Consider the following 23,937-nt stretch of genomic DNA (forward strand, 5'->3'; position numbering starts at 1 on the left):
TACAATTCTATAATAAATGGGCTTAGAAGTCTCTAATAGCATTGCAAATATCTGATTAGTGACATTTTATTATTATTTGCTATTTTAAATCGCAAGATTAAGCAATTCTTAATATATAGAGGCGTACTATTTATAAAAAGCAAACTGGAGCTAAAAATGGAAATTTCATCATCATTAAATACTATAACTGTAAAAGGCAATATCAAGGCTATAAGCCATTATGAAGAAATAAAAAACGAAATTGAAAAGATGATTGACAATTCTCCGGATATAAAATATATAAAAATTCTCATTTTGGAATCCATCTCCATTACCTCCTCTATTATAGGATACCTGTGTAAACTCGTGGACGACGGGATAAATCTTGAGGTACACATACAAAATGAAGGTTTGCATGAACTTTTGGATGATTTGAATCTGGTTCCTTTATTGAATGTAAAAAAACTCTCCGCGCATTGATGAATGACTATATATCAGACATATATAAAACTTTAAATATATTATGTGTTGAAAACGATACAAAAACGATACAGATATATAAAAACATTTTTGCCGATATGTTCAAAAATGTATATTGTGCCAAAAACGGTCTAGAAGGTTTTAACAGCTTTCAAAAAAATGAAATAGATATTGTTATTACCAGATACAGTATGCCGATATGCAACGGACTGCAAATGAGCAAAAAAATACGCAAAGTGGATACTTCTGTTCCAATAGTACTGGTAACTTCTTTTCAAAGTATTGAAATTCTCAAAGAAGCAATTGATCTGCATATTGCAAGCTTTTTAAAACGACCTTTTACTGTCTCTTCTTTAGTCTCAATATTCAATCAGGCAGTAAAATCCATCATAGTTGACAGATGTATTATGAAAGAACAGGACCAAAAAATAAAATACAGCAATTATCAGGAAGGTATTACTTTTGCAAAAGAAAAAATTATTACAAAAAATGATTTGGAAGAGGACAACAGGCTTCTAAAACTTACATGTAAAGCCGTCTATAAGCCAAAAGACACGCTCAGCGGAGACAGCTATATTATACGAAAGTTAAATGAAAATGAGTATTTTATCTTTTTGGTAGACGGTATGGGCAAAGGCATCTCTGCTTCTGTGACTGCAATGCTGTGCAGTTCTTTTGTCAACTACTCTGTTGATTTGCTAAAAGAAGAAAAAAAACTGTTTTCGCTTGAGACATTACTCAACTCGTTAGTGAAGTTTATACGACCAAATTTACTAAAATATGAAGTACTTTGTGCGCATTTTTTACATTTTAAGCACAATACCCTGAGTTATGCGATTTTTTCTATGCCTCCTCTACTCTATATGCTCGATACCGATGAAGTATGCAAACTCAAATCCAACAATACTCCTCTGGCATCCTATACAAAAAAATTTACTGTTGACACACTGGATATACAAAAACTTAAAAAAATGATTCTCTACAGTGACGGTTTGAATGAGAACACGGTTCATAATTCACAAGAGAGTTATAATGCATATATTGCAGAAGATTTTATGCAGGCAAACAGTGTTGAGGAATTTGAAAATTTGTATCAAAAAAAGATAGAAATACAAGAAGATGATATCACCTATATTTTACTGACATAAATTAGCTATAATTTCACAAAATTTTAAAATGAGTGGAGAAATATGGAATTTACTTTAGATGCAACTTCAAAAAATGCCCGTGCAGGAACTCTTAAAACAGCCCACTCCACTATTAAAACACCTGTTTTTATGCCTGTCGGCACTATAGGCAGTGTGAAATCTTTGGATGCTCATGATGTTTTAGAATTACTCGGTGCCGACATCATTTTGGCAAACACCTACCATATGTATCTGCGTCCCGGAGACAAAACAGTTTCCAAGATGGGCAAACTTCACGGATTCACACAATACCCTAAAAGTTTTTTGACAGACAGCGGCGGTTTTCAGGCATTTTCTTTAAGCGATATCTCAAAATCAAAAACTGACGGCATAGAGTTTCGTTCCCACATTGACGGCAGCAAACACTTTTTTACACCTAAAAAGGTAATAGACATCCAACACAATCTCGGTTCTGACATAATGATGATTTTAGATGATTTGGTTGCACTGCCGGCAACACAGAAGCGCATAAAACTCTCTATAGAACGGACAACTGCCTGGGCAAAAGAATCAATAGAGTACTTTCGTGCAAAGCAAAAAGAGGGTGTGGGCGTTGAACAGAATATTTTTGCCATAATTCAAGGCGGCACAGACAAAGCGTTTCGAACAAAAAGTGCGACCGAACTGTGTGCTTTGGATTATGACGGTTTTGCCATCGGCGGGCTCTCTGTAGGAGAACTCAACAATGAAATGTACGATACGGTAGAACATACCGTACAATATATGCCAAAAGACAAACCGCGCTACCTGATGGGTGTCGGTACACCGGAAGATTTAATAGAAAATATTGAACGCGGCATAGATATGTTTGACTGTGTAATGCCCACAAGAAATGCAAGAAACGGCACTCTTTTTACCTCATTTGGGAAAATAAACATCAAAGGGGCAAAATTCAAAGAAGATCCTTTACCTATAGACCCTGAGTGTCAGTGCCTTACATGTAAAACATACAGCCGTGCCTACATCAACCATCTATTTCGTGCGCGTGAAATAACCTACTTCAGACTTGCTACGATTCACAATCTGCATTACTATCTCAACCTGATGAGAGAAGTTCGTGAGGCTATTTTAGCAGACAGCTTTGCAGAGTATAAACAAATATTTTATGCAAAAAGAAGTTGATTTTCAAGTAATTTAAACATAAAAGCAATTCAGCCCGCACTGAAGTACGGGTTCCAAAAAGACTTCGGAATCGGTACTTTCTATGCCAAAGCATGGCTTAAAAATAAAACCAAATTTTTTTCTGTAATAACTTTCCTGCCACTCTCGCCCGCACTGAAGTACGGGTTCCAAAAAGACTTCGGAATCGGTACTTCAGTGCCGACTGTTGTTACTTTTTATCACGCTCTTCCGGCATTGGAATAGCAGTTCCAAAAAGTGCTTCGCCGTTATAAAGCGACTGGGCATTGTGGATAACTTTTTTTTCATTTGTGTCAAAAAGCACAATGTCTGCTGCATTTTGTCCTACCTCTATAATTCCTGCTTTCGTATTGATACATTTGGCAGGATTTTGTACAGTCAATTTTACTAATTCGCTCATAGAGATCATCCCTGATTTTACCAGTTTTGTATAATAAATCGGCAGTGCATCTTCTAGTGCTTCACATCCATAGGCCGCATCAAAGAACGCCACTTCTTTATTTACAGGTGAATTTGGCTGATGCAAAACACTCAGAACATCAATATCACCATTTTTTAAAGCATTTTGCAAAAGAATGACATCTTCCCTGCTTGCTAAAGGAGGATTGAGTTTTGCCGTTGTATTAAAACCTTCACAGGCTTCATCGGAATAAATCAAGTGATGCACGGAGACTTCACAGCTTACATGGACACCCTCTTTTTTTGCCTTAGTGATAAGCTCTATAGAACGAGGTGAGGCAATGGACTTAAAGAGTATTTTAATATTGAAATATCTTGCTATTTCTATCATTCGTGATACATGTAATACTTCACTCAGCTCAGGAATTCCTGCCAGTCCGAGTTTTGAGCTGACATCTCCTTCAAGCATTACACCGGCATTAATCAAAGAGTTGTCCTCAGGCTTGCAAAAGAGTGTTACGTCATACATCTTGACATATTCTGCTATTTTAATAGCAATATTGTTTTTTGCTATCGTGCTCATATAAGGGGCCACAACACCTTTTTTTAATAAAATCGCGATATTTGAAAGCGCCATATCTTCTTTTAAAGCGTTCAGCATAAAATCAATCTTTACGCCCTTAATATCTTTGACACCGTTTTGTGCAAATTCCAAAACAACTTCATTGTCAATAGCAGGTGTTGCATCGGCATTTAATACAATATGCCCTACTCCGCCTTTTCTTGCCTCTTTCGCAAGTGTTTTTATATTTTTTGCATTTAAAGAAGAATCCAGCACTCTTACATTGGTATCTATAAGACTCGGCAACAGATAGGCACCTTGGGCATCTATAACATTTTCATCCTGCAAATTTTCACCTATGGCGACAATCACACCGTCTTGTATCTGTACATCGACATTTCTTTCTCCGTTTACGTCACACACTACGGCATTTGATATAAGCATTTCAGACCACCTTTGATATAATGTCCGTATTATAAATTATTAAGGCTTAAAACTCATGAAAATTCTTGTATCAGCACTCGAACACTCTGCAAATATGCATCTCAAATCATTACAAAAAGAGTTGGCCGATGATGTTGAATTTATAGGTATCTTTGATAAAAATCTGGGAGAGCCCATTGTGGATTTGAGAAGCCTTGCTATTATGGGTTTTGTGGATGCTTTGAAAAAATTACGGTTCTTTTTCAAACTTGCAGACGAAATGACAGAACTTGCAAAAGAGGCGGATAAAATACTGCTGATAGACTCTTCGGGCTTTAACCTGCCTCTGGCAAAAAAAATTAAAAAAAGATACCCGCAAAAAAAGATAATCTACTATATACTGCCCCAAGCCTGGGCCTGGAAGAAAAAACGCATTCCCGTGCTTGCCAAAACTATAGACAGGTTATGCTCTATTTTACCTTTTGAGCCGAGTTACTATCCAAAAGAAGCTCCTATAGAATATGTCGGGCATCCATTACTTGACCAAATTACACACTTTAAAGAATCCCTCAGGGACGAAGTACAAAATGTCGTGTTTATGCCCGGCAGTCGAAAAGGTGAAATTACAAAACTCATGCCTGTTTTTAGGGAACTTGTGCAGCACTTACATGTAAAGGCAACACTGGTTATACCTGAGCATTTTTCCCAGACAGACATCAAGTCATTATATGGAGATATAAGTAATTTTGACATCACGCATGAACCGCATAACGCCCTTTACAATGCAGATTTTGCTTTTATCTGCAGTGGAACGGCTACACTTGAAGCGGCACTCATAGGTGTGCCTTTTGTTTTGAGTTACATTGCAAAACCGTTTGATTATTTTCTAGCAAGCAGACTTGTGAAACTGGATTATCTTGGTCTTGGGAATATTATGTTTTCACAGTATAAAAAGGAGGCACTGCATCCTGAGTTTATTCAGAAAGATGTGACTGTAGAAAATCTTTTAAATGCTTATAAAGAGTATGACAGAGAGAAATTTTTACAAAATTCCCAATCTTTAAGAGAATATCTGCAGCATGGGAGTTCTCAAAGAGTGGCAGAAATTCTTTCCCGTTAGCGTCAAACTAATGCCTTTATGTATCTTTTGGTTTGCGGGCTTGAATGCTTATTTTTTTCCCTGTGAGCTTTTCTCTTGGCTTCCCGTCATAACGGTGATTACGCTCGCCGCTTTTTCCTGAAAATTTTGCTTTGCCGTTTTCATCTTTGCCTAAAAACTTGTTGGGTGCTTTTTTCTTTTTTGCCCATTTGTTCTCTTTTTCATCATCCTTTGTAAAATCACCTTTTGGCTTGTCAAACTTCGGCTTTTCCTGTGTAGAACTTTCATACCGTTTTTTAGCAACTTCTCTTATCTCATCTTTTGAGAGTTTTTTTCTTTTGGGTTCATCACTGTTTTTCGACTCTTTTTGCGGATATTCAAAACCTGTCACTCTTTCTTGTTTAATAGCACGACCCAGTAGTGTTTCTATGGCATGCAGGGCTTTTTGCTCACTCTCATCCAACAGCATTACGGCCTTGTGTGTAGCTTTTGACACTCTTGCTATATAGACGATGGCTTTGATCGGCATATCATAACTGATCAAAAAACCACAGGTCAAATCTTTGTTTTTTACAAGTTCTCTGTCTTCTATGACCGGAATCTCTTTATTGTCCAGCTCTTCTTTAAGTGCTTGAGAATTGTTTGCACAAACAATTAAAATATCTTCATTCTTGTTTTCTTCTATAATTTTATTTAAAAGTTCTGTTTTTTTATCATCCGGGCAGGGATAAATACGATGGTTGTTTGGTTTAATGGCAATGGTCTCAGCAGGCATTTGGTGTCCTATAAAAGTATTTTTGAAATTATACCCACAAATGCCATAAATTATGCTATTATAGAAGAATAAACAAAAGACTTGTTTAAGTCTTCATTAGGAAAAAACGATTCAAAAAGAAATTACATTTAATTCACTCGGTCTTTCAGCGCCGATTTTAAAAGCTGTCAAAGAACAAGGGTATGACATACCTACACCCATTCAGGCAAAGGCGATTCCCGTCATTTTACAAAAAAAAGATATTTTGGCAGGTGCACAGACAGGAACAGGAAAAACCGCAGGTTTTACACTGCCTCTTTTGGAGTTGCTTTCACGCAAAAAATCTTCAAAGCAAAAGCATAAAGTCCGTGCACTTATTTTGACGCCGACACGCGAGCTTGCACTGCAGGTTGCCGAAAATGTCGCATTGTATGCCAAACATACCCCTTTTAAATCAACTGTTATTTTTGGCGGTGTAAAGATTAACCCGCAGATTACACAACTGCGAAAAGGCATTGATATTGTCATTGCAACACCGGGACGTCTGCTTGACCATATTTCCCAAAAAACAATCGATTTGAGAGAAATAGAGTTTTTGGTACTAGATGAAGCGGACAGAATGCTCGATATGGGTTTTGTCAACGACATTAAAAAAATTGTCAACATTATTCCAAGCGAACGACAAACCCTGCTTTTTTCTGCAACCTATTCGGATGCCATTAAAAAACTCTCAAACCAGTTTTTAAGATCTCCTACGCTTATAGAAGTAGCCCGCACAAACGAGTCAAACACCAGTGTAGCGCAGAGTGTCTATCCTGTTGACAAGACAAGAAAAAGAGAACTCTTAACCCATCTTATACATGAGGGAAAATGGCAGCAGGTTCTTGTTTTTACCCGTACCAAGCACGGCGCAAACAAACTCAGCGGACAGCTTGAAAAAGAGGGTATTTCATCAGTTGCCATTCATGGAAACAAAAGCCAAAATGCCCGTACAAAAGCGCTTGCTGATTTCAAAAAAGGAGATGTGAGAGTTTTGGTAGCTACAGATATTGCAGCCCGCGGTATTGACATCGACCAGCTGCCTCATGTCGTTAACTTTGAACTGCCTAATGTCAGCGAAGATTATGTGCATCGTATAGGACGAACCGGCCGTGCAGGCAATAAAGGTGAGGCAATCAGCCTTGTCTGTGTTGATGAAGATGAGTTTTTAGGCAATATAGAAAAGCTGATAAAAAAAGATATACAAAAGGTATGGCTCAAAGGTTTTAAACCCGATCCGAGCATCAAAGCAGAACCTATCAATATGGGTGGAAACCGAGGCTCAAGAAACAAGCCAAGAGGAAACTCCCGCGGCTCAAATGCCAACAGAAGCAGAGCAAGAAGATAACTCTTCTACTCTGTAATATCTTTCAAAATAGATTCGAAATCTTTTTGTGCTTTTAAGAGTGTCGCTTTCGCCTCTTTGTCTTCAACTTTTGCAGAACTCAGCCAGTTATACACAGCCGGAAAACCTACGACAACTTTATTTTCTCCTTTTTTCTTATACAACATTGTTGTACATGGTGCAAATGCCGATGCTTCAGGTCTGCTTTTTGAAACAGTATAAATAACCGGCAGTTTACAGATAGAGTAAGTGATATAAAAATCAAACGGTGACTCTTTTGTTCCGTCTTGTGTAAGTACTTCGTTGAGATCCATAAACTGGGGAACAACAAACCCGTATGGTTTAAATGCGCCTTCAAGGTTCATTTGAAGTTCATCCAGCACATCATCAGGGTCTTCATCCTCATCTACTTCCATCTCATAAACTGTTACTAAATTATGTGATGTTTTTAAACTGTCTTCACTGTAAGTATGCTTTGCTTTTGGAAAATTCTTTTTTATCACTGCAAGCACGTCTGTTTCTATCTTTTTTAGAAGAGACAGGTCTTTAATCCCTAATATTTTTCCCTGTGCCTCTGCACTCAACACAGAAAAATGCAAAGTATTTTCATTTTTTGCCTGATAGATTCCCATACCCATCGGTGTAAAAACACCCGCTTTTGGATACTTAATCACCAAATCTCTTGTGTATTTTTTACTCCAGAATGTCATTAAAGTAAAAACTTTGTATTGTGTCTCTTTAAACTGTTTTTTAAACGGTCCTATCATATTGCTGTTAAGCTCTACATGGAAACCGCCGTTGTTCAGCGCCTGTTCAATAGTATATGGAGTAATTTTTCCATCTTTGTTTTCTATACTGAAAAGATGCAAGTCTCCTTTTGCCTGGAGTGAAACTGCACAAAAAAGTACAATTGCCAGTGTAATTAGTTTTTTCATTTTTCTTTTCCTATGGTTTAATATAAATCCAACCTGCTTTAACACTCTCCAGCAGTTCAACCACACCTGCGGTTACTACAACGGAGCCGTCAACAAGGTCTTCTTTTTTTATATGCAGTGTCCGCATTGTGTTACCACACGCAACAAATTCTACATCATACTGCATCAGAGCATCTACGCGCACAGCAGTCTCTTTCACATGTCTGTCCAAAAGTTTTATCCCCTTGGAATAGGCAACGATTTTCATCTCTACTTTTTCCGGTCCGTAAAACTTCAAAACATTGTTTGCGACACTGAGTATGTGATCCAGTGCATGCGGAGAATCTTCTGTGACTGAAAAGACAATTTGTCTCGGATTGTCTATAGAAGGTTTGGGCTCTGCATACTCTGTATCTGCAAACGAGAGAATACAAAAGCTTAGTAAAATTAGTGTAAATTTTAGCATGAATTATCCTTTATTTTATGTTTTTTGTTAAATCTTTAAAATCCTGAATATTCCATGAACCCGGAATCTGTTTAATTATTTTTTGATTTTTATCTACAAAGAAAAAAGTCGGTGTAAAATATACATGTAATCCCAAAGGCAGTTCATCAAAATCAAGATTCAATTCCACGGGAATGAAACGCTCTTCTATCCATTCTGACATTTCCGGATCATCAAAAACCTCTTTTTTCATTTTGATGCAGTACTGACAATCCGAACGTATGACATCTATCATAATAATTTTATTGTTTTGTTTTTGGATTTTTAACGCTTCTTCATAAGTATGAAATTCAAGACCCCATAAAGAAAAAGCACTTAACAAAACTAAAAATATAATTTTACTCATCTTCCCACTCCAACATTCTATAAGCTGTTTCTACATTCTGTCTGTGGATGGAATCATAAAAAGGGTCATTTTCATACTTTTTCATTTTAACCTCATTTACAACATCAGCGATATCTTCACCCGCTTCCAGCCTTTTTTTTACTTCTTTTTTTAAGGTTTTCAGATAATTATAGGTAAAATCAACGGCTTTTTTATCTATATTTTCTCCATGCCCGCCAATAATATACTGAACATCCATTTTCTTTATTTGTTCAAGAGCCTCCAACCAGCCGCTTATATCTCCATCTCGAAGTGAGGGAAGTCTTTGATTAAACACAAGATCACCTACAAAGACAATTTTTTTACTTGGTATGTAAACGTAAAGATCACTGTTTGTGTGCGCTTTATGATTTACACTTTTGATATATACTTTGTTTCCGTTAATCTGTAAAACTTTTTCTTTTTTTACAAAAACAGTCGGAAAGACCTGTGTCGTTTTTTTATATGCCTCGGCAGATATTCTTCTTTGCATGCGTGTTTGTTCCAACTTAGGGAGTTCTTTAAATGCCTCTGATCCTATGATTTTGGCACCAAGTGTCGCATAGTAACTATTTCCAAGCCAATGATCATCATGAACATGTGTGTTTATAACATAAGAGACAGGAAGATTTTTGATAGTTTTCATCTTTTGATATGCCTGCTGGGCATACTGATACGTGGGACCACTATCTATCACAAGATAGCTGCTCCCAAGGGTAACAAAACATGAATTGGACATGTTTCCGTTGTTATGCTCATCCATCACTTCTGGTAGCCCAAAAAAGCAGTGAGTGGTGATCTCATCTACTTTTTCAGGCTGAAGTTTGTAATCGTAAGAAAGGAGAGAATGAAATAATACAATACTCAACAAAAATGACTTCAAAGCATAACCTTTATAATTGTGTTAAACTACTTCTCTTTAGAAGAAGTAGTTATACTCTAAACGGTACTCATTGTATGATACATCTGTCTTACCGTTTGTCGGTTTCGCGTCAACCATACCGAGTCTGAATTTTAATTCACTGCTGTGTCCGATGTTCTGACGAACATCCATATGAATAATATTGCTATCAGCCTGTACACCTGGTTTATTGTCATCAAAATCCTGCATTGCGTATCTGACCATTACACTGAATCCTGGAAGAATTTTTGCTTTTCCAAAGTCATATCCTGCGCGAAGCATAATAGTTTGAGTGTTTGCATACCAGTTATACTGAGCCATTGCACGAGTAAATCCACCCGTCGGGAATCCACGCCATGGAGCAACGATATCTGCTTTGTCAGCTACTTTTGAGTACCCTAAACGGCCTAAAAATGCACCTTGTTTAAAGTCAATTCTAGCACATAACAGATTTGAATCCAAAGAGTTCGGATTAGTATAGTTTGTCTGATTCCCTTTTAAGTTTGCCACACCGTAGTTGGCACCCAAAGCATCATACTGCATCATATATCTCACACCAGGGACAACTTTCATTGAACCGACAGGAATAGTATAATGTGCTTCCAATGTAATATTGCTCACAACACCGGGAACTGTTGCATAACCTACACTTGCTTTGAGGTTTTTAACAGACTTGTTTGTCACAGTACCGACTATAAGTTTGTTATCCTGTCCTATTCTTGCAACTGTGAGGTTTTTGTTTATTGCCGAATCATCATTTTGGTTCCATTTATTGTTTGGATCAAATGCGAGAACATCATGTGCAACTGTATGATCTCTTAGTTTTTGTTTTGTAAAATATGCAAGTTTTACCGTAGTTTTTGGTAAATCTTTACTGACAACAGTAAGACCGTCAAAAGTATTTGGTATCATCTTTGTATCATTTGATTTTGTAAACACTGTCTCAAACATTTGACGACCAACTTTAACAGTTGTCTTTTTTGTAGCATCATACTGTAAATATGCCTGACCTAAATCAGTAATACCATAATGCCCGCCAGTTGATAAATTATATCTACTGAATGTATCTTTACCCGATTTTGCATATTTTGCATCTTGTTTATCCATACGAAAGAAATCCAGGTTTTGTGATGTATACAGGCCAACAGTTCCGCTGAACCCTTTAAACGGAGCAGATTTATAGATTAAACTACCGCCGACACCATTGTTTTTGTTATCTTTTTGCTTTCCGCCTGTTGCATAATTTTCTACATCCCAGTCCCAATAGAAAAAGTTTGTTCTGAAACGACCGTAGAACATACCCTCAGTAAAAGCTTCTTTCAAAGAATCAACTGGAGATGGAAGTTTGTTATACTTCACTTGCATGTTCCCTTTTAAAGTAACCTTATCTGTCTTTAACGTTGCCTGTGCTGAAGTAGCCATTAGTAGTAAAGCAGCAGTTCCAGCTGCCAATTTAATCATATTTTTCATTTGTTTCCCTTTTATTTGTTTAAAAAGTGTTATAATAACCTTGTTTGATTATGTTATTGTTAACACATTCAGATACAGGAGGCAGTTGCAGTTGCCTCCTGTTCCTTTAGCAGCCTCTTGACCCCTTAGTCGGACAGCCACAACTGTAATCTAGTATAGTAACATTACCTTTGTTACTCACATCAACCACTTTTTTCTTTTTAATATAATCACGTACAACATCATAAACCGGACGAATTTTGTCAGTTTGCAAGTTGGCGCCTGCTTTTTGCAGGTTCCCACCCCATGATGAGACTATATATGTTTTCTTCAAGTCTATAGGTTTACCTCCAATCTTAAGATTTGATATTCTCTCACCCGCTTTGTTTGAAACGGCGATAGAATAGGTTACACCGCCAAGACGGCTCATATCACCACCCTGCTGGTATAGAGGGTTTGCATTAAAAACATTATCTGCAATATCTTCTAAAAGTGTTGCAATTTTTTCACCTTTTAACTCAAATGTATACACATCAGGATAGGTAATCCCACACATCTCATATACATTGTCCATTAAAATATTGTCACCGGCAAGCACTGTTGTTCCCCATCTGTACCCTGGAGTAAAAGAGACATCACATTTCATCTCATCCATAATTGCATCATTGATGAGCTGATCAAATGTTGAGAAGAATGTATCACGCTTGTAAAGCATTCCTTTTGTTCGGCCTAACACTTCATTAAACTCTTTATCAAAAGGAGCATACAATTCATTGACAAGCTTTACACCCTCCGGATCTGCCGGAATGATATGAGAAGCAATAGGAATCAGTTTGTACTCATATCCGTTCACTTTTCCGTTTTTTGCATCAATATCCAAACGACCTATATATTTTCCGTGACTTCCTGCAATAACAATAACAGTACCGTTAATTACAATAGGCTCCGGTGAAGGGTCATGTGTATGACCGCTTAAAATAAAGTCGATACCTTTAACTTTACGCGCCACTTCCTGATCAACGCTGAATCCATCGTGCGAAAGCACAACAACGCAGTCCACTTTTTTCTCATTTCTCAACTCATCTACATATTCTTGAAGTGTTTCAAGTCTTAAACCAAAACTCCAACCCTCTGTAAACTCTTTTGGGTTCGCAGTAGATGTAAACGGAAAGGATTGTCCGATAATTCCGATTTTTGCCCCACCACGCTCTTCAATAGTATACGGTTCAAAAATCAACTCTTCATACTCATCAGCAAAAGGATCATCACCTATGATATTTTGAGAAATAAATTTCGCATCAAGCATCTCAATCAGCTCTTTGACTCTCTCTTTCCCATAGGTAAATTCCCAGTGCCCGACCATAGTGTCAATTCCAAGATAATTTTGGGCTTTTACAATAGCTTCGCCAGCGGTTTTCAGTGCCACACCAGTTCCCTGCCATGTATCACCGGAATCAAGGAAAAGTACATTCTCTTTTCCGCGTTCTTTTATAATGTGATTTGTCAAAGTTTTAATGTGCGCGATACCGCCCATTTTTCCAAACTTTTTAGCCAATTTGCTAAAGTCTATATATGTGTCGAAATATGCATCAAGAGAACTTGGTTCAAGTCCATAATGCTTTGCAAATGCTTCACCACATAAAAACCCAGGTGTTCCCACAAGGTTTGGAGCAGAGATCAATGTTGAGGGCTCTCTCCAGTACAGTGGTTTTATATGTGCATGTAAATCACATATATGCATCAGTGTAAAATTACCCATTGAATTAAACTGGTATATATCTTTTAAACCAATCTGCTCTATTTTTTGTGAACTTGCAAAGCTGCTTGTAGCTGCAGTCAGTCCAAATATCGCTGCAATGTGCATAAAATCTCTTCTAGAAATTTCCATTAATTAACCTTCTATCTTTTTAAACCAGGGATTGAAATTTCAGCGCCCTTTGCTTTATTTGTTAAATACACTTCAAGTGCTACCATCTGTTTTGAACCGAGCGGTATAACTTTTAAAAGTGCATTTTTCATACATCCCTGAAAACGGCGTTGCAGTGTTCTTAAAGATGATTTTGTCATTCTGTATGCCGGCCATGTTGCCGCAGCTTTTGCACCTTTTGCACCTAAATCCGGAAGCGGCTGTGTTCTTAAAATACGGCCGACTACAGCAGGAGCATGACAAGAGTTACATGAAAGTCCGCGACCGCCGCGTTTTGTCATATATGTCTTTAAACCCAGTGCATAAGCTTCTTTCATCTGCTTGTTTGCTGTTACATCTATGTTTATCTTTTCGCCGTTTGCAATAGATTTCACATATGCCACCATTGCAAACATGTTTCCGCTTTTAAGCTTCAGCGGTTTATGCCCTCCGTCTGCCATCATTGCCTGAATTACCTGGTCAATTCCTACAACCATGTCAAACTTTTTGATATAACGGGGAAACCCTGCTATATATGCCGGCAGTTCATCTTCGGTCACACCAAGATATTTTGCAAGACCTTCGTCTCCACCCATATAACCTAGTAATTCTTCACCGTCAGCCACCATAATGTCTGCAGGATTGTTCTCTGACATCTCTGCGTACATTGCACGGTCTGCGTCGCTCATTGCAAATTGCTCACCACCATAAGATAATGAAGCAAGCATTGCAACTGATAGAGCTATTTTAATACCTGTTTTCATTTGATTATCCTTTTGGTTTAATCTTTTTGGTTTTTTCGTGCGCTTCGCCAGTATTATCCGTATATTTAACAGTCAGTTTCCCTTTGCCGTTAATTTTCATGTATGTAGTAAATACAGGGTTTACAGATAATGACTCCCAGACTTTCATACTTGTAATTTCTTTTCCGTTATAAATAAACTTTACACTGTTTATATATTTTGCCGGAATAATTTTTTTCGTTTTTTTATCTTTAGCCATACCAGTATGCATTGGGTGCATAACCATAAAACTAACTTTGACTATCTCGCCGTTTTTATATCTTTTTGGCTTGATTTTAATCAGTGACTTTCTTTCTTGCATTTTCAATTCCTCTATTTTATATTTTTCTTGACTTTAAATGTTTGGTTAGAATCAACCACAACCACCAATAGTTACTTTAACACTTTGAGAAGCTGTTAAAAACTCTCCATTGCTCAACTCTACCAAAGCAGTTACTTTTTGCGTACCACCAAGTTTAATACGTGTTGAAAACATTGCTTTGCCGTTAGCAGGAGTCAAATAAACATCAATTGTACGAGCATTTGAATTTTTTCCTGTTAAAATATGAATAGCTTTTACATAGTTACTCTCAGTCATTGGAGAATCAACTGTAACTGTTACAGGAACAACTGCACCGTTTTCCGCAATTTCCGGAACTTTTAATTTTACTTTTTTTGAAGGTTTAGGGGTTTTCCCACCTGTTATCGTGTTTACAGCAGTATTATAATCCATTTTATTTGGACTTATAGGTTTCGAACCACCGGCAAAACTCATCGCTGGCATAACAGCTGATACCGCAGCTACTGTTCCTAGTTTTTTGAAAAAATCTCTTCTTTGCATAGTTTAAATTCCTTATAATTATTTTGGAGCAACAATATATGAAGTAATATCACATATTTCTCTTGGAGTGAATAACTTGGTTGTTAAGTTAATTGTCATATGAGTATCCGGATTGTCAATACGGGCATCAGCTATTTTTTGAAAAACAAACTGGTTGTCTCTTGCACCACTCTCTATAAAGTTTTCTCTATAGTCAGTTAAATCAGGACCTATATTACCGGCACCTTTAGCACCTTCTATATTATGGCAGGCAACACAGTTTCCGTATTGCTTGACTTTTCCGTCTTTCGTTTTTCTAGACAAACCTTTTGGCGGGTTTTTCTTTGCCTTCTTTCCGTTTAAATTATGGAAAATATATGCACCTCTTGCTATTGCATCAGGGTCAGTTGTTACACAACCGGCTGGCATACTATATACTTTTGGTGGTGCTAACAAATCTTTTTCTATCATCTTACTCGCATCCGGATGTGTTATTACTTTGCTATAATCAGTAGCAAATAATGAAACACCCACAAGTAATGACATCATAACAGTTTTCTTCATTCTCGTTCCTCCTATTTGTTTTATGGAGTAAGTGTAACTACTAAATGTAAAATTTATGTAAAATCAGTTTTATTTATATTTAATTTGTCTTTTTTTTAGGAAATGTGTAGATAAACAGACTTCCCTGCTTCGGAAGTGACTCTATTTCAAGTTCTATATTTTCTTTGTCTATGATTGCTTTTACTATATTGAGCCCTATTCCAAAACCGCCTTTGCTGCTGTCTTCTCTGTAATATCGGCTAAATATCTTTTCAACTTTTTCAATGCCTACACCATAGTCTTTAAAACTCAAATGGCATTTTTCATTTTTCCTAAAAAGAGTAATATCAATATTTGAATTTTCATACGAGTATTTTATGGCATTGGATATATTGTTGTCTATGAGACGCTGCAGTTCTTTGTCATTCATATATACCATTCCGCACTCCTGTATTGATGCATTGATCTGAATATTTTTCATTTTGGCAACTTCATTAAAATACTCTATACGTTCTTTTAAAAACTCGGCAAGATCTATATCTTTTTTTTCATGATGCAAGCGTTCATATTTTATAAGATAGTCCATATCATTGTAGATATTAGAGAGTACTTTTGCGGCAGCTTTCATTCTCTGCATATATTTGTTTTGTTCATATTTTCTGTTGTAAAGATCAATATTTACATTAATGATAGAGAGGGGTGTATTTATTTCATGCATGGAGTCTTTTATAAAGTTGTCCAGCTGCTTGTTTATTCTTTGAAAAGGTTTGGCGAAACTGCCTAGAAAAAAGAGACTCAGTATAAAGACGAAGACAACAATGGTAAAAAGGATAATAAACACTTTTTCATACACAGGTGCAAAGGAGATTTCATTTTTCAGTATAAGATATCTCGCACCGAAATATCTCTCTTTGGGCAAGGTTACAATGAGGTAGGCGTTGTTGCCTTCTAAATAATATCCCTCTTTAAAATAATTGATCGGAGTGTCAATCAAGGTAAAAATCGGATGAAAACCTTCGTCATAAAGACCTGACTGAAATGTTTTAAACCTTGGGTACTCAAAATATTCATCATCCTGGTTAAATTCTTCCATCGCTTTTACCACCAAAAGAGACTTTTCTTTTAAAAAAAGTTCATTTTGAATAGAATGGATATTTTTCATATAGACGAAATAAAAAAACAGAGGCGTCAGCAGTATGCCGGAAACCAAAAAAGTATAAATAAGCGCATATTTTGCCGAATATTTATTATCTTTCAATAATGTACCCTAAACCGCGTCTGTTTTGTATGACTGCCTGTGGAAGTTTCTTTTTAAGATTGTTGAGCTGAACTCGTATTGTAGCCGGTTCCACATACTCTCCCCATACTTCATCTTGAAACATTTCTGTAGAAACTATAGAGTTTTTATGCTTGATAAGCACTTCAAGCAAATCTTTTTCTGTTTTTCTCAGTACAATCTCTTCATCATCTTTCGTCAGTTTGCTTTTTTTCAAATCATACACCAGACCACAGCCGAGTTCTACACTGTTACCGTCATTTTGCAAATGACTTGCAATTGCCTGATCTATACGCAGTTCAAGCTCTTCGAGATCAAACGGCTTGCGGATATAGTCACAGCACCCTCTTTTGTAACCCTCTTTTAAATCATCAACATCCGTCATTGATGTTAGGAATATGGCAGGTGTTGTAATTTCATCTGCACGCAGTTTTTTTAAAAGTTCAAAACCGTTCAAAGAGGGAACATTTACATCCAAAAGAAGCAGATCATAACTTTTATCATAAACAGCATCATATGCTTCAAGTCCATCCGTAATCCCGTCTACTTCATATCCAAGATCACTCAAAAATTCTTCTACGCTGATACGCAAAGAGTATTCATCTTCCAAAAGTAAAATTTTCATTTAATTTTCCCGTCTATTTTTTTTACAATTTTTCTGTTAAGCATCATTTGAATCAACTCGTCTTTGGAATATTTATCAAACTTTTCATAGGCTTCGTCAAAAAACAGCTGTCTCTCTTCTTTGTCTATTACATCCTGCAGATAGACCATTGATTTGGCACTGTAGTCTTTATATATGTTGTTTTGATATTTTTTTTCTTTGACAACATCATACAGTCCGCTTCTTGTAACATTAATTAAAAAAGAGATATCATCTTCCGGATTTCTAAAATAATCCAAATATCTTTTTGGCAGTACAAAGACAAAAGCTCCTATTATTGTACCACTTCCGTCTTTCATATTTTCATAAAAAATATATTTTTCATCTGCATAAACAACACCGTTAAGCTTCAGTTCTTTAAAATCAATATGGTTGAGGGTTTGAATATGTGCATAATTATAGTTTCTGTTTGCCAGAACATAATTGTCAATTGTCAGGTTTTGCATCATCAAAACTGCAGTATCTGTGTGTTTTACATCGAGTAACACATACAAATCAACACCCATGGAGCTGAAAAAGTCTGTTATAGATTTAAAAAAAGAGATGACTTCCACAAAGCCCAAAAAGTTACCGTTTTTATATACAGGCACTGTTGCCTTTATACCCAGACGGCGTCCGATTTCTACAGAGGTACGGGGGTTTGTATGCGTATAGAAATATTGCAGATCCAGTCTGTAGTCACCTATCGGCATACCGGCATAAATGTCATCCCAGCTTCTTGCAAAGATATTCAGCTCTTTTGTAATGACCTGGGCACGTATATGCATACCGGTGTTTTTTTCAATATTCTGTGTAATATCTTCTAAAATTTTATAGCCCAGATCTTCATCATCATTTTCCAGGGCATTGACAAGTGCTTCATTTTTTGAAAGGAGCAGCGCAATTTTCAGATCATCCATTTCATGAGATTTGAGCTGTGAGTCAAGTGTCAGCCGCATTTGATCCATAATATGGTAAATTTTTTCTTCTTTGACTTCATTTTTGTAGTATAAGCTCAGAAGCAATGTGATCAGTATAATGCCCCCAAAAAAGATTACTATTTTTTTTAACAAATAAACTCCGCCTCTATTCTTTAGTCCAAATTACTGAAGATGTTTTAAGAACGCTTCCGGTTCTATAAATCCTACAATTGTTTTGGATTTCTCTACATTTAAATCTTTGTCAAAAAAGATCATCACAGGAGGACCAAAAACACCATATGCCTTAGAGAGTGCCTTTTCTTTTGCTCCGTTTGCCGTAACGTCAGCACGAATCAGAACATATTCACTTAATTTTTCTTTTACTCTCGGATCTGCAAAAGTCACCTCTTCAAGTTCTTTACATGCCGTACACCAGTCAGCTGCAAAATCAAGCATTATTTTTTTACCTCTGTTTTTTTCCAACAAAGTATTGAGCTCATCCAATGAGGTTACCTTTGTAAATGTCAACTTTTTCTCATTTGCAGGAAGCACTGTACCTGCTGCCTGTGATTTTAAAAATCCAAGCGGCTGTTTTATACTTGGTGCGCCTGCTAAAACACTCATGAAAAGTGCCAAAGAGTAGAGAAACAAGAGCAAAGACAGACTCCGCTTGAAACTGTGTCCGTCTTTGTCAAAGGCTCCAAAATGAACACTGAATCCTATTCCGACAATTGCATACATCAAAGTAGTAACAGATGACGGCAGTACTTTTTCAAGCATCCAAATAGCAACACCCAACATTAATGCGCCAAAAATTTCATTGACCATAACCATCCACGGACCAGGTTTAGGCATAAACTTACCGGCACTTACACCGACTAAAACAAGTAAAACACCCATTCCTATACTCATACTAAAAAGTGCAGCCCCGCCTAAGAGTGCATCACCCGTTTGTCCTATGTATACCAAAGCACCTGCCAAAGGAGCAGCAACACAGGGACCGACAATAAGTGCTGAGAGAAATCCCATAATGGCTACACCTATAAAACCGTTACGATTTGTATTTGTACTTACTTTGGTTACAAGTGCATCAGGAAGTTTCAATTCATAAAAACCAAACATACTTGCAGCAAGAGCAACAAAGATACCTGCAAAAGAGTAGACAACCCAGGGATTTTGCAATGCTGCTTGCAGATTAGCTCCAAAGACTCCTGCTAAAACACCTGCAATTGTATAGGCAACAGCCATTGCAAGTACATAAACCAAAGAGAGGGCAAAAGCTTTTTTTGTCGTAAGTCCTTCACCCTGAGAAATTATCACACCGGAAATTATAGGAATCATAGGAAATACACAAGGCGTCAAAGAGAGTAACACGCCAAACCCGAAAAAAGTTGCCAAAATAACAAAAAAACTGCTTGATTTTATCGTATCTGCTATAGAGTCAGTCTCTGATTTTTTTTCTGTTTTTGTACCTAACGCATCGTTTGTTGAAGAGAGTTTGTCTGTATCCACTGTGAGTGTAAACTCTTTTGTACTTGGTTCATAACACAAGCCCTGCTCCGAACATCCCTGGTAGGAGATTTTTAATTTTATTGTTTGCATCCCTTTCAGGGAAGCATCTTTTTTCAATGTAACAATAAAATTCGGTGACTTGATATAAACTTTGTCGCCCTGGTGCTCAGATGCAGCAGGCTTTGTGATGCTTTGTATGGACAAACCTTTTGCATCAATCAGTTCAATTTTTAATTTATCAACATACAGATAAATATCTTTGGCAATTTTCACACCTGTTTCTATCTGCATTGTGTCATTGACTTTGGCATAAGGTTTAAATGCCTGGTCCGGCATTAAAAAAGCGCTTGCATGAAGCAAGCCGAGGCTAAAAGTCAAAATTAAAAATATTTTATTCAACAGTTTCATATATCTGTCCTTTTAGGAAAATATTACATTTTTGTATGTATTCTTTGTGTAATTGTATCTCATAAATATAAAATTTGTGTTAATAAAAATATATTATAATTCCATATCAAAGAAAAAGGTTTTTAAAAACATGATAGATTTAGATACTGAAATATGTGTATGCAATTCGCTGACTCTAAAAGATATAGCTGATTGTATAAAAGAGAATAATTTCACAACCCTCCAAGAACTCCTGCAAAACGACATATGCCCTATGGGTGACAAATGTGAATCATGCAGAGATGAAGGATACCATAACGACGGGCTCAACCTCCCGATGGTTTTGGCAATGGTAAAAAGAAAACAAATCTAAATATTATTTTTGTACATCTTTTGGTATGACTATGGTAAAAGTTGTACCAAACATTGAACTTTCCACACTGATACTCCCTCCAAACTGTTTTTCTATAATCATTTTTGACATGTACAGTCCAAGGCCTGTTCCGTTTTTGCCTTTGGTAGAAAAATAGGGTTCAAACAATTTGGACAAGTGTTCTTTTCTTATACCTCCCGCTTTGTCAGTCACATCAATCTGAATCTTCGGACCGCTCTGTTTACATGTAAGCTTTATAATCTTATCTTCTGTTTTTTTATTTTCGTATGCTTCAATGGCATTGTTTAACAGATTCAGTAAAACCTGTATCAGTTCATTTGCATATACATTTGCATGCAACTCAGAATCACATTCTGTTTGGAGTTCAATTTTATTTGACTTGAGTCTTGGCTCAACAAATTTTATTGCTTTTTTTAGCAATCCTCTCATGTCAGTCTCTTGAGGAGCTTTGTTTGGGCGAAAATATGTCTTGAAATCCTCAATCGTATCTGAAAGATACACAACAGAATCACTGATATCTTCCAAAGTCTGCATAATATCCTCTTTGGAAATTTGTTGTCCCATAAGATATTTTAACTGTAAATTTGAAATTTGAAGCGTAATTGTATTTAGGGGCTGTCGCCATTGATGGGCAATCATACTGATCATTTCTCCCATTACAGCCTGTTTTGACTGTGCAGTCAGAATTTCATCTTTTTTTATCAGTTCTTTTGCTTTTTCCTGTACTTTGTGTTTTAAAATTTCATTTGTCTCCTGCAGTTCTTTTGTTTTTTGCTGCACTCTTTGTTCAAGTGCCGCATTGAAGTTTTTCAATTTTCTTTGATAGTAAATCATAATAAAAAAAATGATTGCAACAACCCCTAAAACCATCCATAAAAGAAAGTAATCAACTCTTTCATGATACCGCGTGAGTCTCCAGCTGTTTTTTATTGCTTCTATCTTCTCTTTGGAAAGACTCTTCAAAGCTTTTTGCATAATTGAGTACAGAACCGGTTCATCCTTTTGCACACCGATACTGCCATGCAGCAGCCTCTCTTTTGCCAGGAATCCATTGATCTTCAGCTTTCCGTATCCATATTTGTCAATAAAATAGTCCGCCTGTTCATCTATGGATGCAATAGCATAGGCTCTGCCGTCGAGCACTTTTTTCACCATTGTATTTTTATTCTCTTCCACTTCAATATTTAAATAGGGATACAGATAGTTTAAATAATTTTTAAATGAGTTTTTTTGCACCAGCAACAACTTTCCTTTTAAAAACAGAGGGTTTTCAACAAAGGATTTGTCAAGCCTGCTTAACAATGTGAAATGGGTACTGCTGAAAGGTTTTGTCGGTCTGACAGTAGTAAAATACCTGTTATTCGTTGCCACGACTGCAAGTAGTTTGCACTTTTTTTCTTGCAGTTTTAGGAACAACTCTTCTTCTGAGTGTGATTCTACAGGAATAAACTCAAAACCTGTTTTATTGCCAATCATTGCAAACACATCAGCCATAATACCAATGTGTCTGCCGTCTTTAAATCCGTCAATCGGAAAAAAATCATAATTTACACACAAAGATATCTTTTTATGCAGCTCTATATATCTTTGTTCCTCATCTGTCAATGCAAGTCCGTTTATCCCGGGCTTTACAATAAAATCATCCAGTGTTTTTCCCGCACCCACATGAAAATCATTTTTAAAAAGCTGCATCTGTTTATGCAGGAAGTTTCTGTCTATGGAACCTATGTCATATATAAAAGGCAATATCAGTTTGTTGATTGTTTCTGCTTCATATTCCAATGTCTCTGTGTCCAGCTGTGGCGCATATTTTTCATGAATGATTTTGGCAATCTCTTTTCTGTGCGAGAGAGCATATTCCCAGCCTTTTATGGAAGCTTTTTTAAAAGCATGCACCCGGTAGGGATGGTTTTTCAGTTCAGCAGCGGAGGTAAAGAGTTCCTCCTGCAAGACAAAGAGGTTATCATTTGAGGGATCCAGAATATTATATTTTACACCGAGTTTGTCAAGTTTGTGAGGCTGATCGGAAATAAAGGCCGTCATAGCATCGACTTCACCTTTTGCAAACTCATCCACACGGTATGTTTGCGGAACCATTTTAAGATCACTTATCTTTACGCCGTATCCATCCAAATAAGGTTTAAAATTAAGCCTGAAATCATCAACAAGCGAAGACATCACTGTTTTGCCGATCAGATCTTTGGGAGAATGGATAGAAGGCTGTGTAATCAATACAAGTGCGGAACGCTTAAAAAATGACGCCAACAGAATCAGGGGTTTTCCCTGCAGATACTCCAGTAAAATAGAAGAGTTGTAAATACCGTAATTTGCTCTTTGTGAGAGAACCTCATCAACGACATCCATCCCCGTCCTGTACTCTTTGATCTCCACATCCAGACCGGCATCACGGTAAAATCCCTTTTCTTTGGCAGCAATAAATCCCGCAAACTCAAACTGATATTTCCAGTGGAGTTGCAAAGAGACTTTTTCCAAGGCATCTGCAGCGTGTCCTCGGTTTGTATCGGCTTCTGTGAAACCACATAAAAAGAAGAGTATCAATAGGAAAAATCTCATTCTCTGCCTTTTAAAAATTTTAAAACTGTTTCAAAACTGCCTTCTATAATTTTTGTAGAACAGGAGAGCATTAGATTAAGCGGATAATCAAAATCTTCTATCACTCTTGCATCCAAATCGTAAAAAGATCCCTCTTTTGCAAATCTTTCATCTTCTGTAAATCTGTCAATATAATTACAGGCAGGACTTAAGTATCCGTATACCTCTTTTTTGAGTCCATAGGCATATCCGCACTCAAAAACAGTTCCGCTGTCAGGCTCTTTCCCGCGAAAAGGATTTAAGTTGGCTATCACTATGTCAGCCTCTTGTATCATTGCAATATTTGCATCAAATATATCCTGTGCAATTTTATGTTTTTGCTGTGAAAAATCAACAATGTTGTCAAGCGGGTAGAGACCTTCATATCCATATTTTTGGCACAATTGCACTAAATTTTTTCCAATTGCAACAGAATCAGGCTCAAAAACATCAGGTCCGGCTATATAGATTTTTTTCATACAATACTCTATTCACTAAATTCAACACTATTGTATCATGTTTTTATACAAGTTGTGTAAATTACACGCTTAAGCAAAGCATCAGCCCTTTTTTCATACCCTACCATACAAAATCAATGCCATTAAGTTAAGAAATAAGTTTG

Annotated in this window: 24 protein-coding genes; 6 read left to right on the forward strand and 18 right to left on the reverse strand. The window is 36.7% G+C overall.

The window, feature by feature from the left end; all coding sequences use genetic code 11:
• Positions 1-156 precede the first annotated feature (156 nt).
• From MNY28_RS02905 to tgt, 3 genes are read left to right on the forward strand one after another with little or no spacing between them, the layout of a single operon-like run.
• Entirely contained in the window at positions 157-459 is a 303-nt protein-coding gene (locus tag MNY28_RS02905) for a hypothetical protein (protein ID WP_151900158.1), read from the forward strand.
• On the forward strand, positions 459-1,607 hold the full coding sequence (locus MNY28_RS02910; RefSeq protein WP_346388850.1) for a response regulator: 1,149 nt from the start codon (positions 459-461) through the stop codon (positions 1,605-1,607). The genes MNY28_RS02905 and MNY28_RS02910 overlap by 1 nt, the downstream gene beginning before the upstream one ends.
• 42 nt (positions 1,608-1,649) lie before the next feature.
• The gene (gene tgt, locus MNY28_RS02915; RefSeq protein ID WP_346388851.1) at positions 1,650-2,768 is read left to right on the forward strand and encodes a tRNA guanosine(34) transglycosylase Tgt; all 1,119 of its coding nucleotides are present in this window, start codon (positions 1,650-1,652) and stop codon (positions 2,766-2,768) included.
• Positions 2,769-2,976: 208 nt separating this feature from the next.
• Here the strand turns inward: tgt and MNY28_RS02920 are convergent, their stop codons facing one another.
• Positions 2,977-4,191, reverse strand: a complete 1,215-nt coding sequence (locus tag MNY28_RS02920; protein WP_346388852.1) for an amidohydrolase family protein — start codon at positions 4,189-4,191, stop codon at positions 2,977-2,979.
• Between the two features lie 55 nt (positions 4,192-4,246).
• On the opposite strand from MNY28_RS02920, the gene lpxB reads away from it, so the two are divergent.
• A complete protein-coding gene (gene lpxB / locus MNY28_RS02925) occupies positions 4,247-5,290 on the forward strand; it encodes a lipid-A-disaccharide synthase (RefSeq protein WP_346388853.1) in 1,044 nt (347 codons plus the stop codon).
• 16 nt (positions 5,291-5,306) lie between these two features.
• Here lpxB and MNY28_RS02930 read toward each other — a convergent pair whose 3' ends face one another.
• Positions 5,307-6,044 carry a hypothetical protein gene (locus tag MNY28_RS02930; protein ID WP_346388854.1) on the reverse strand — a complete coding sequence of 246 codons (738 nt, stop codon included), beginning with the start codon at positions 6,042-6,044 and terminating at the stop codon, positions 5,307-5,309.
• Positions 6,045-6,165: 121 nt separating this feature from the next.
• Between MNY28_RS02930 and MNY28_RS02935 the strand changes: the two genes are divergently transcribed.
• Complete coding sequence (locus MNY28_RS02935; protein WP_151900152.1) at positions 6,166-7,410, forward strand: DEAD/DEAH box helicase; 1,245 nt, start codon at positions 6,166-6,168, stop codon at positions 7,408-7,410.
• Between the two features lie 5 nt (positions 7,411-7,415).
• Here MNY28_RS02935 and MNY28_RS02940 read toward each other — a convergent pair whose 3' ends face one another.
• From MNY28_RS02940 to dsbD, 14 genes are all read right to left on the reverse strand, one after another.
• Positions 7,416-8,342, reverse strand: a complete 927-nt coding sequence (locus MNY28_RS02940; RefSeq protein ID WP_151900151.1) for a DUF302 domain-containing protein — start codon at positions 8,340-8,342, stop codon at positions 7,416-7,418.
• Positions 8,343-8,352: 10 nt separating this feature from the next.
• Positions 8,353-8,787: a DsrE family protein gene (locus MNY28_RS02945; protein WP_151900150.1), complete on the reverse strand. Its 435-nt coding sequence runs from the start codon at positions 8,785-8,787 to the stop codon at positions 8,353-8,355.
• Positions 8,788-8,797: 10 nt separating this feature from the next.
• On the reverse strand, positions 8,798-9,172 hold the full coding sequence (locus tag MNY28_RS02950) for a thioredoxin fold domain-containing protein (RefSeq protein ID WP_151900149.1): 375 nt from the start codon (positions 9,170-9,172) through the stop codon (positions 8,798-8,800).
• On the reverse strand, positions 9,165-10,073 hold the full coding sequence (locus MNY28_RS02955) for an MBL fold metallo-hydrolase (RefSeq protein ID WP_346388855.1): 909 nt from the start codon (positions 10,071-10,073) through the stop codon (positions 9,165-9,167). The genes MNY28_RS02950 and MNY28_RS02955 overlap by 8 nt, the downstream gene beginning before the upstream one ends.
• Positions 10,074-10,109: 36 nt before the next feature.
• Entirely contained in the window at positions 10,110-11,561 is a 1,452-nt protein-coding gene (locus MNY28_RS02960) for an OprD family outer membrane porin (protein ID WP_346388856.1), read from the reverse strand.
• A gap of 106 nt (positions 11,562-11,667) precedes the next feature.
• Entirely contained in the window at positions 11,668-13,428 is a 1,761-nt protein-coding gene (soxB, locus tag MNY28_RS02965) for a thiosulfohydrolase SoxB (protein ID WP_226065482.1), read from the reverse strand.
• Between the two features lie 11 nt (positions 13,429-13,439).
• Positions 13,440-14,210, reverse strand: coding sequence for a sulfur oxidation c-type cytochrome SoxA (gene soxA / locus MNY28_RS02970; RefSeq protein WP_151900145.1), 771 nt, complete (start codon positions 14,208-14,210; stop codon positions 13,440-13,442).
• 4 nt (positions 14,211-14,214) lie between these two features.
• Positions 14,215-14,550, reverse strand: a complete 336-nt coding sequence (gene soxZ, locus MNY28_RS02975) for a thiosulfate oxidation carrier complex protein SoxZ (protein ID WP_193149969.1) — start codon at positions 14,548-14,550, stop codon at positions 14,215-14,217.
• 51 nt (positions 14,551-14,601) lie between these two features.
• Positions 14,602-15,069, reverse strand: coding sequence for a thiosulfate oxidation carrier protein SoxY (gene soxY, locus MNY28_RS02980; RefSeq protein WP_151900143.1), 468 nt, complete (start codon positions 15,067-15,069; stop codon positions 14,602-14,604).
• A gap of 18 nt (positions 15,070-15,087) precedes the next feature.
• Positions 15,088-15,612 carry a sulfur oxidation c-type cytochrome SoxX gene (gene soxX / locus MNY28_RS02985; RefSeq protein WP_151900142.1) on the reverse strand — a complete coding sequence of 175 codons (525 nt, stop codon included), beginning with the start codon at positions 15,610-15,612 and terminating at the stop codon, positions 15,088-15,090.
• A gap of 79 nt (positions 15,613-15,691) precedes the next feature.
• Complete coding sequence (locus MNY28_RS02990; RefSeq protein WP_346388857.1) at positions 15,692-16,849, reverse strand: HAMP domain-containing sensor histidine kinase; 1,158 nt, start codon at positions 16,847-16,849, stop codon at positions 15,692-15,694.
• Positions 16,839-17,492, reverse strand: a complete 654-nt coding sequence (locus tag MNY28_RS02995; RefSeq protein WP_151900140.1) for a response regulator transcription factor — start codon at positions 17,490-17,492, stop codon at positions 16,839-16,841. The genes MNY28_RS02990 and MNY28_RS02995 overlap by 11 nt, the downstream gene beginning before the upstream one ends.
• Positions 17,489-18,583: a cache domain-containing protein gene (locus tag MNY28_RS03000; RefSeq protein WP_346388858.1), complete on the reverse strand. Its 1,095-nt coding sequence runs from the start codon at positions 18,581-18,583 to the stop codon at positions 17,489-17,491. Before MNY28_RS03000 ends, MNY28_RS02995 begins: the two co-directional genes overlap by 4 nt.
• Before the next feature lie 30 nt (positions 18,584-18,613).
• Positions 18,614-20,350, reverse strand: coding sequence for a protein-disulfide reductase DsbD (gene dsbD / locus MNY28_RS03005; RefSeq protein ID WP_188110055.1), 1,737 nt, complete (start codon positions 20,348-20,350; stop codon positions 18,614-18,616).
• 130 nt (positions 20,351-20,480) lie between these two features.
• Between dsbD and MNY28_RS03010 the strand changes: the two genes are divergently transcribed.
• Positions 20,481-20,702: a (2Fe-2S)-binding protein gene (locus MNY28_RS03010; protein ID WP_151900138.1), complete on the forward strand. Its 222-nt coding sequence runs from the start codon at positions 20,481-20,483 to the stop codon at positions 20,700-20,702.
• A gap of 3 nt (positions 20,703-20,705) precedes the next feature.
• Here MNY28_RS03010 and MNY28_RS03015 read toward each other — a convergent pair whose 3' ends face one another.
• Positions 20,706-23,297 carry an ABC transporter substrate-binding protein gene (locus MNY28_RS03015; protein WP_346388859.1) on the reverse strand — a complete coding sequence of 864 codons (2,592 nt, stop codon included), beginning with the start codon at positions 23,295-23,297 and terminating at the stop codon, positions 20,706-20,708.
• Entirely contained in the window at positions 23,294-23,794 is a 501-nt protein-coding gene (locus MNY28_RS03020; RefSeq protein WP_151900136.1) for a nucleoside 2-deoxyribosyltransferase, read from the reverse strand. The genes MNY28_RS03015 and MNY28_RS03020 overlap by 4 nt, the downstream gene beginning before the upstream one ends.
• Positions 23,795-23,937: the final 143 nt, after the last annotated feature.

This window comes from Sulfurimonas sp. NWX367, assembly GCF_039667065.1.
In the GTDB taxonomy this organism is placed as follows: Bacteria; Campylobacterota; Campylobacteria; order Campylobacterales; family Sulfurimonadaceae; genus Sulfurimonas; species Sulfurimonas hydrogeniphila.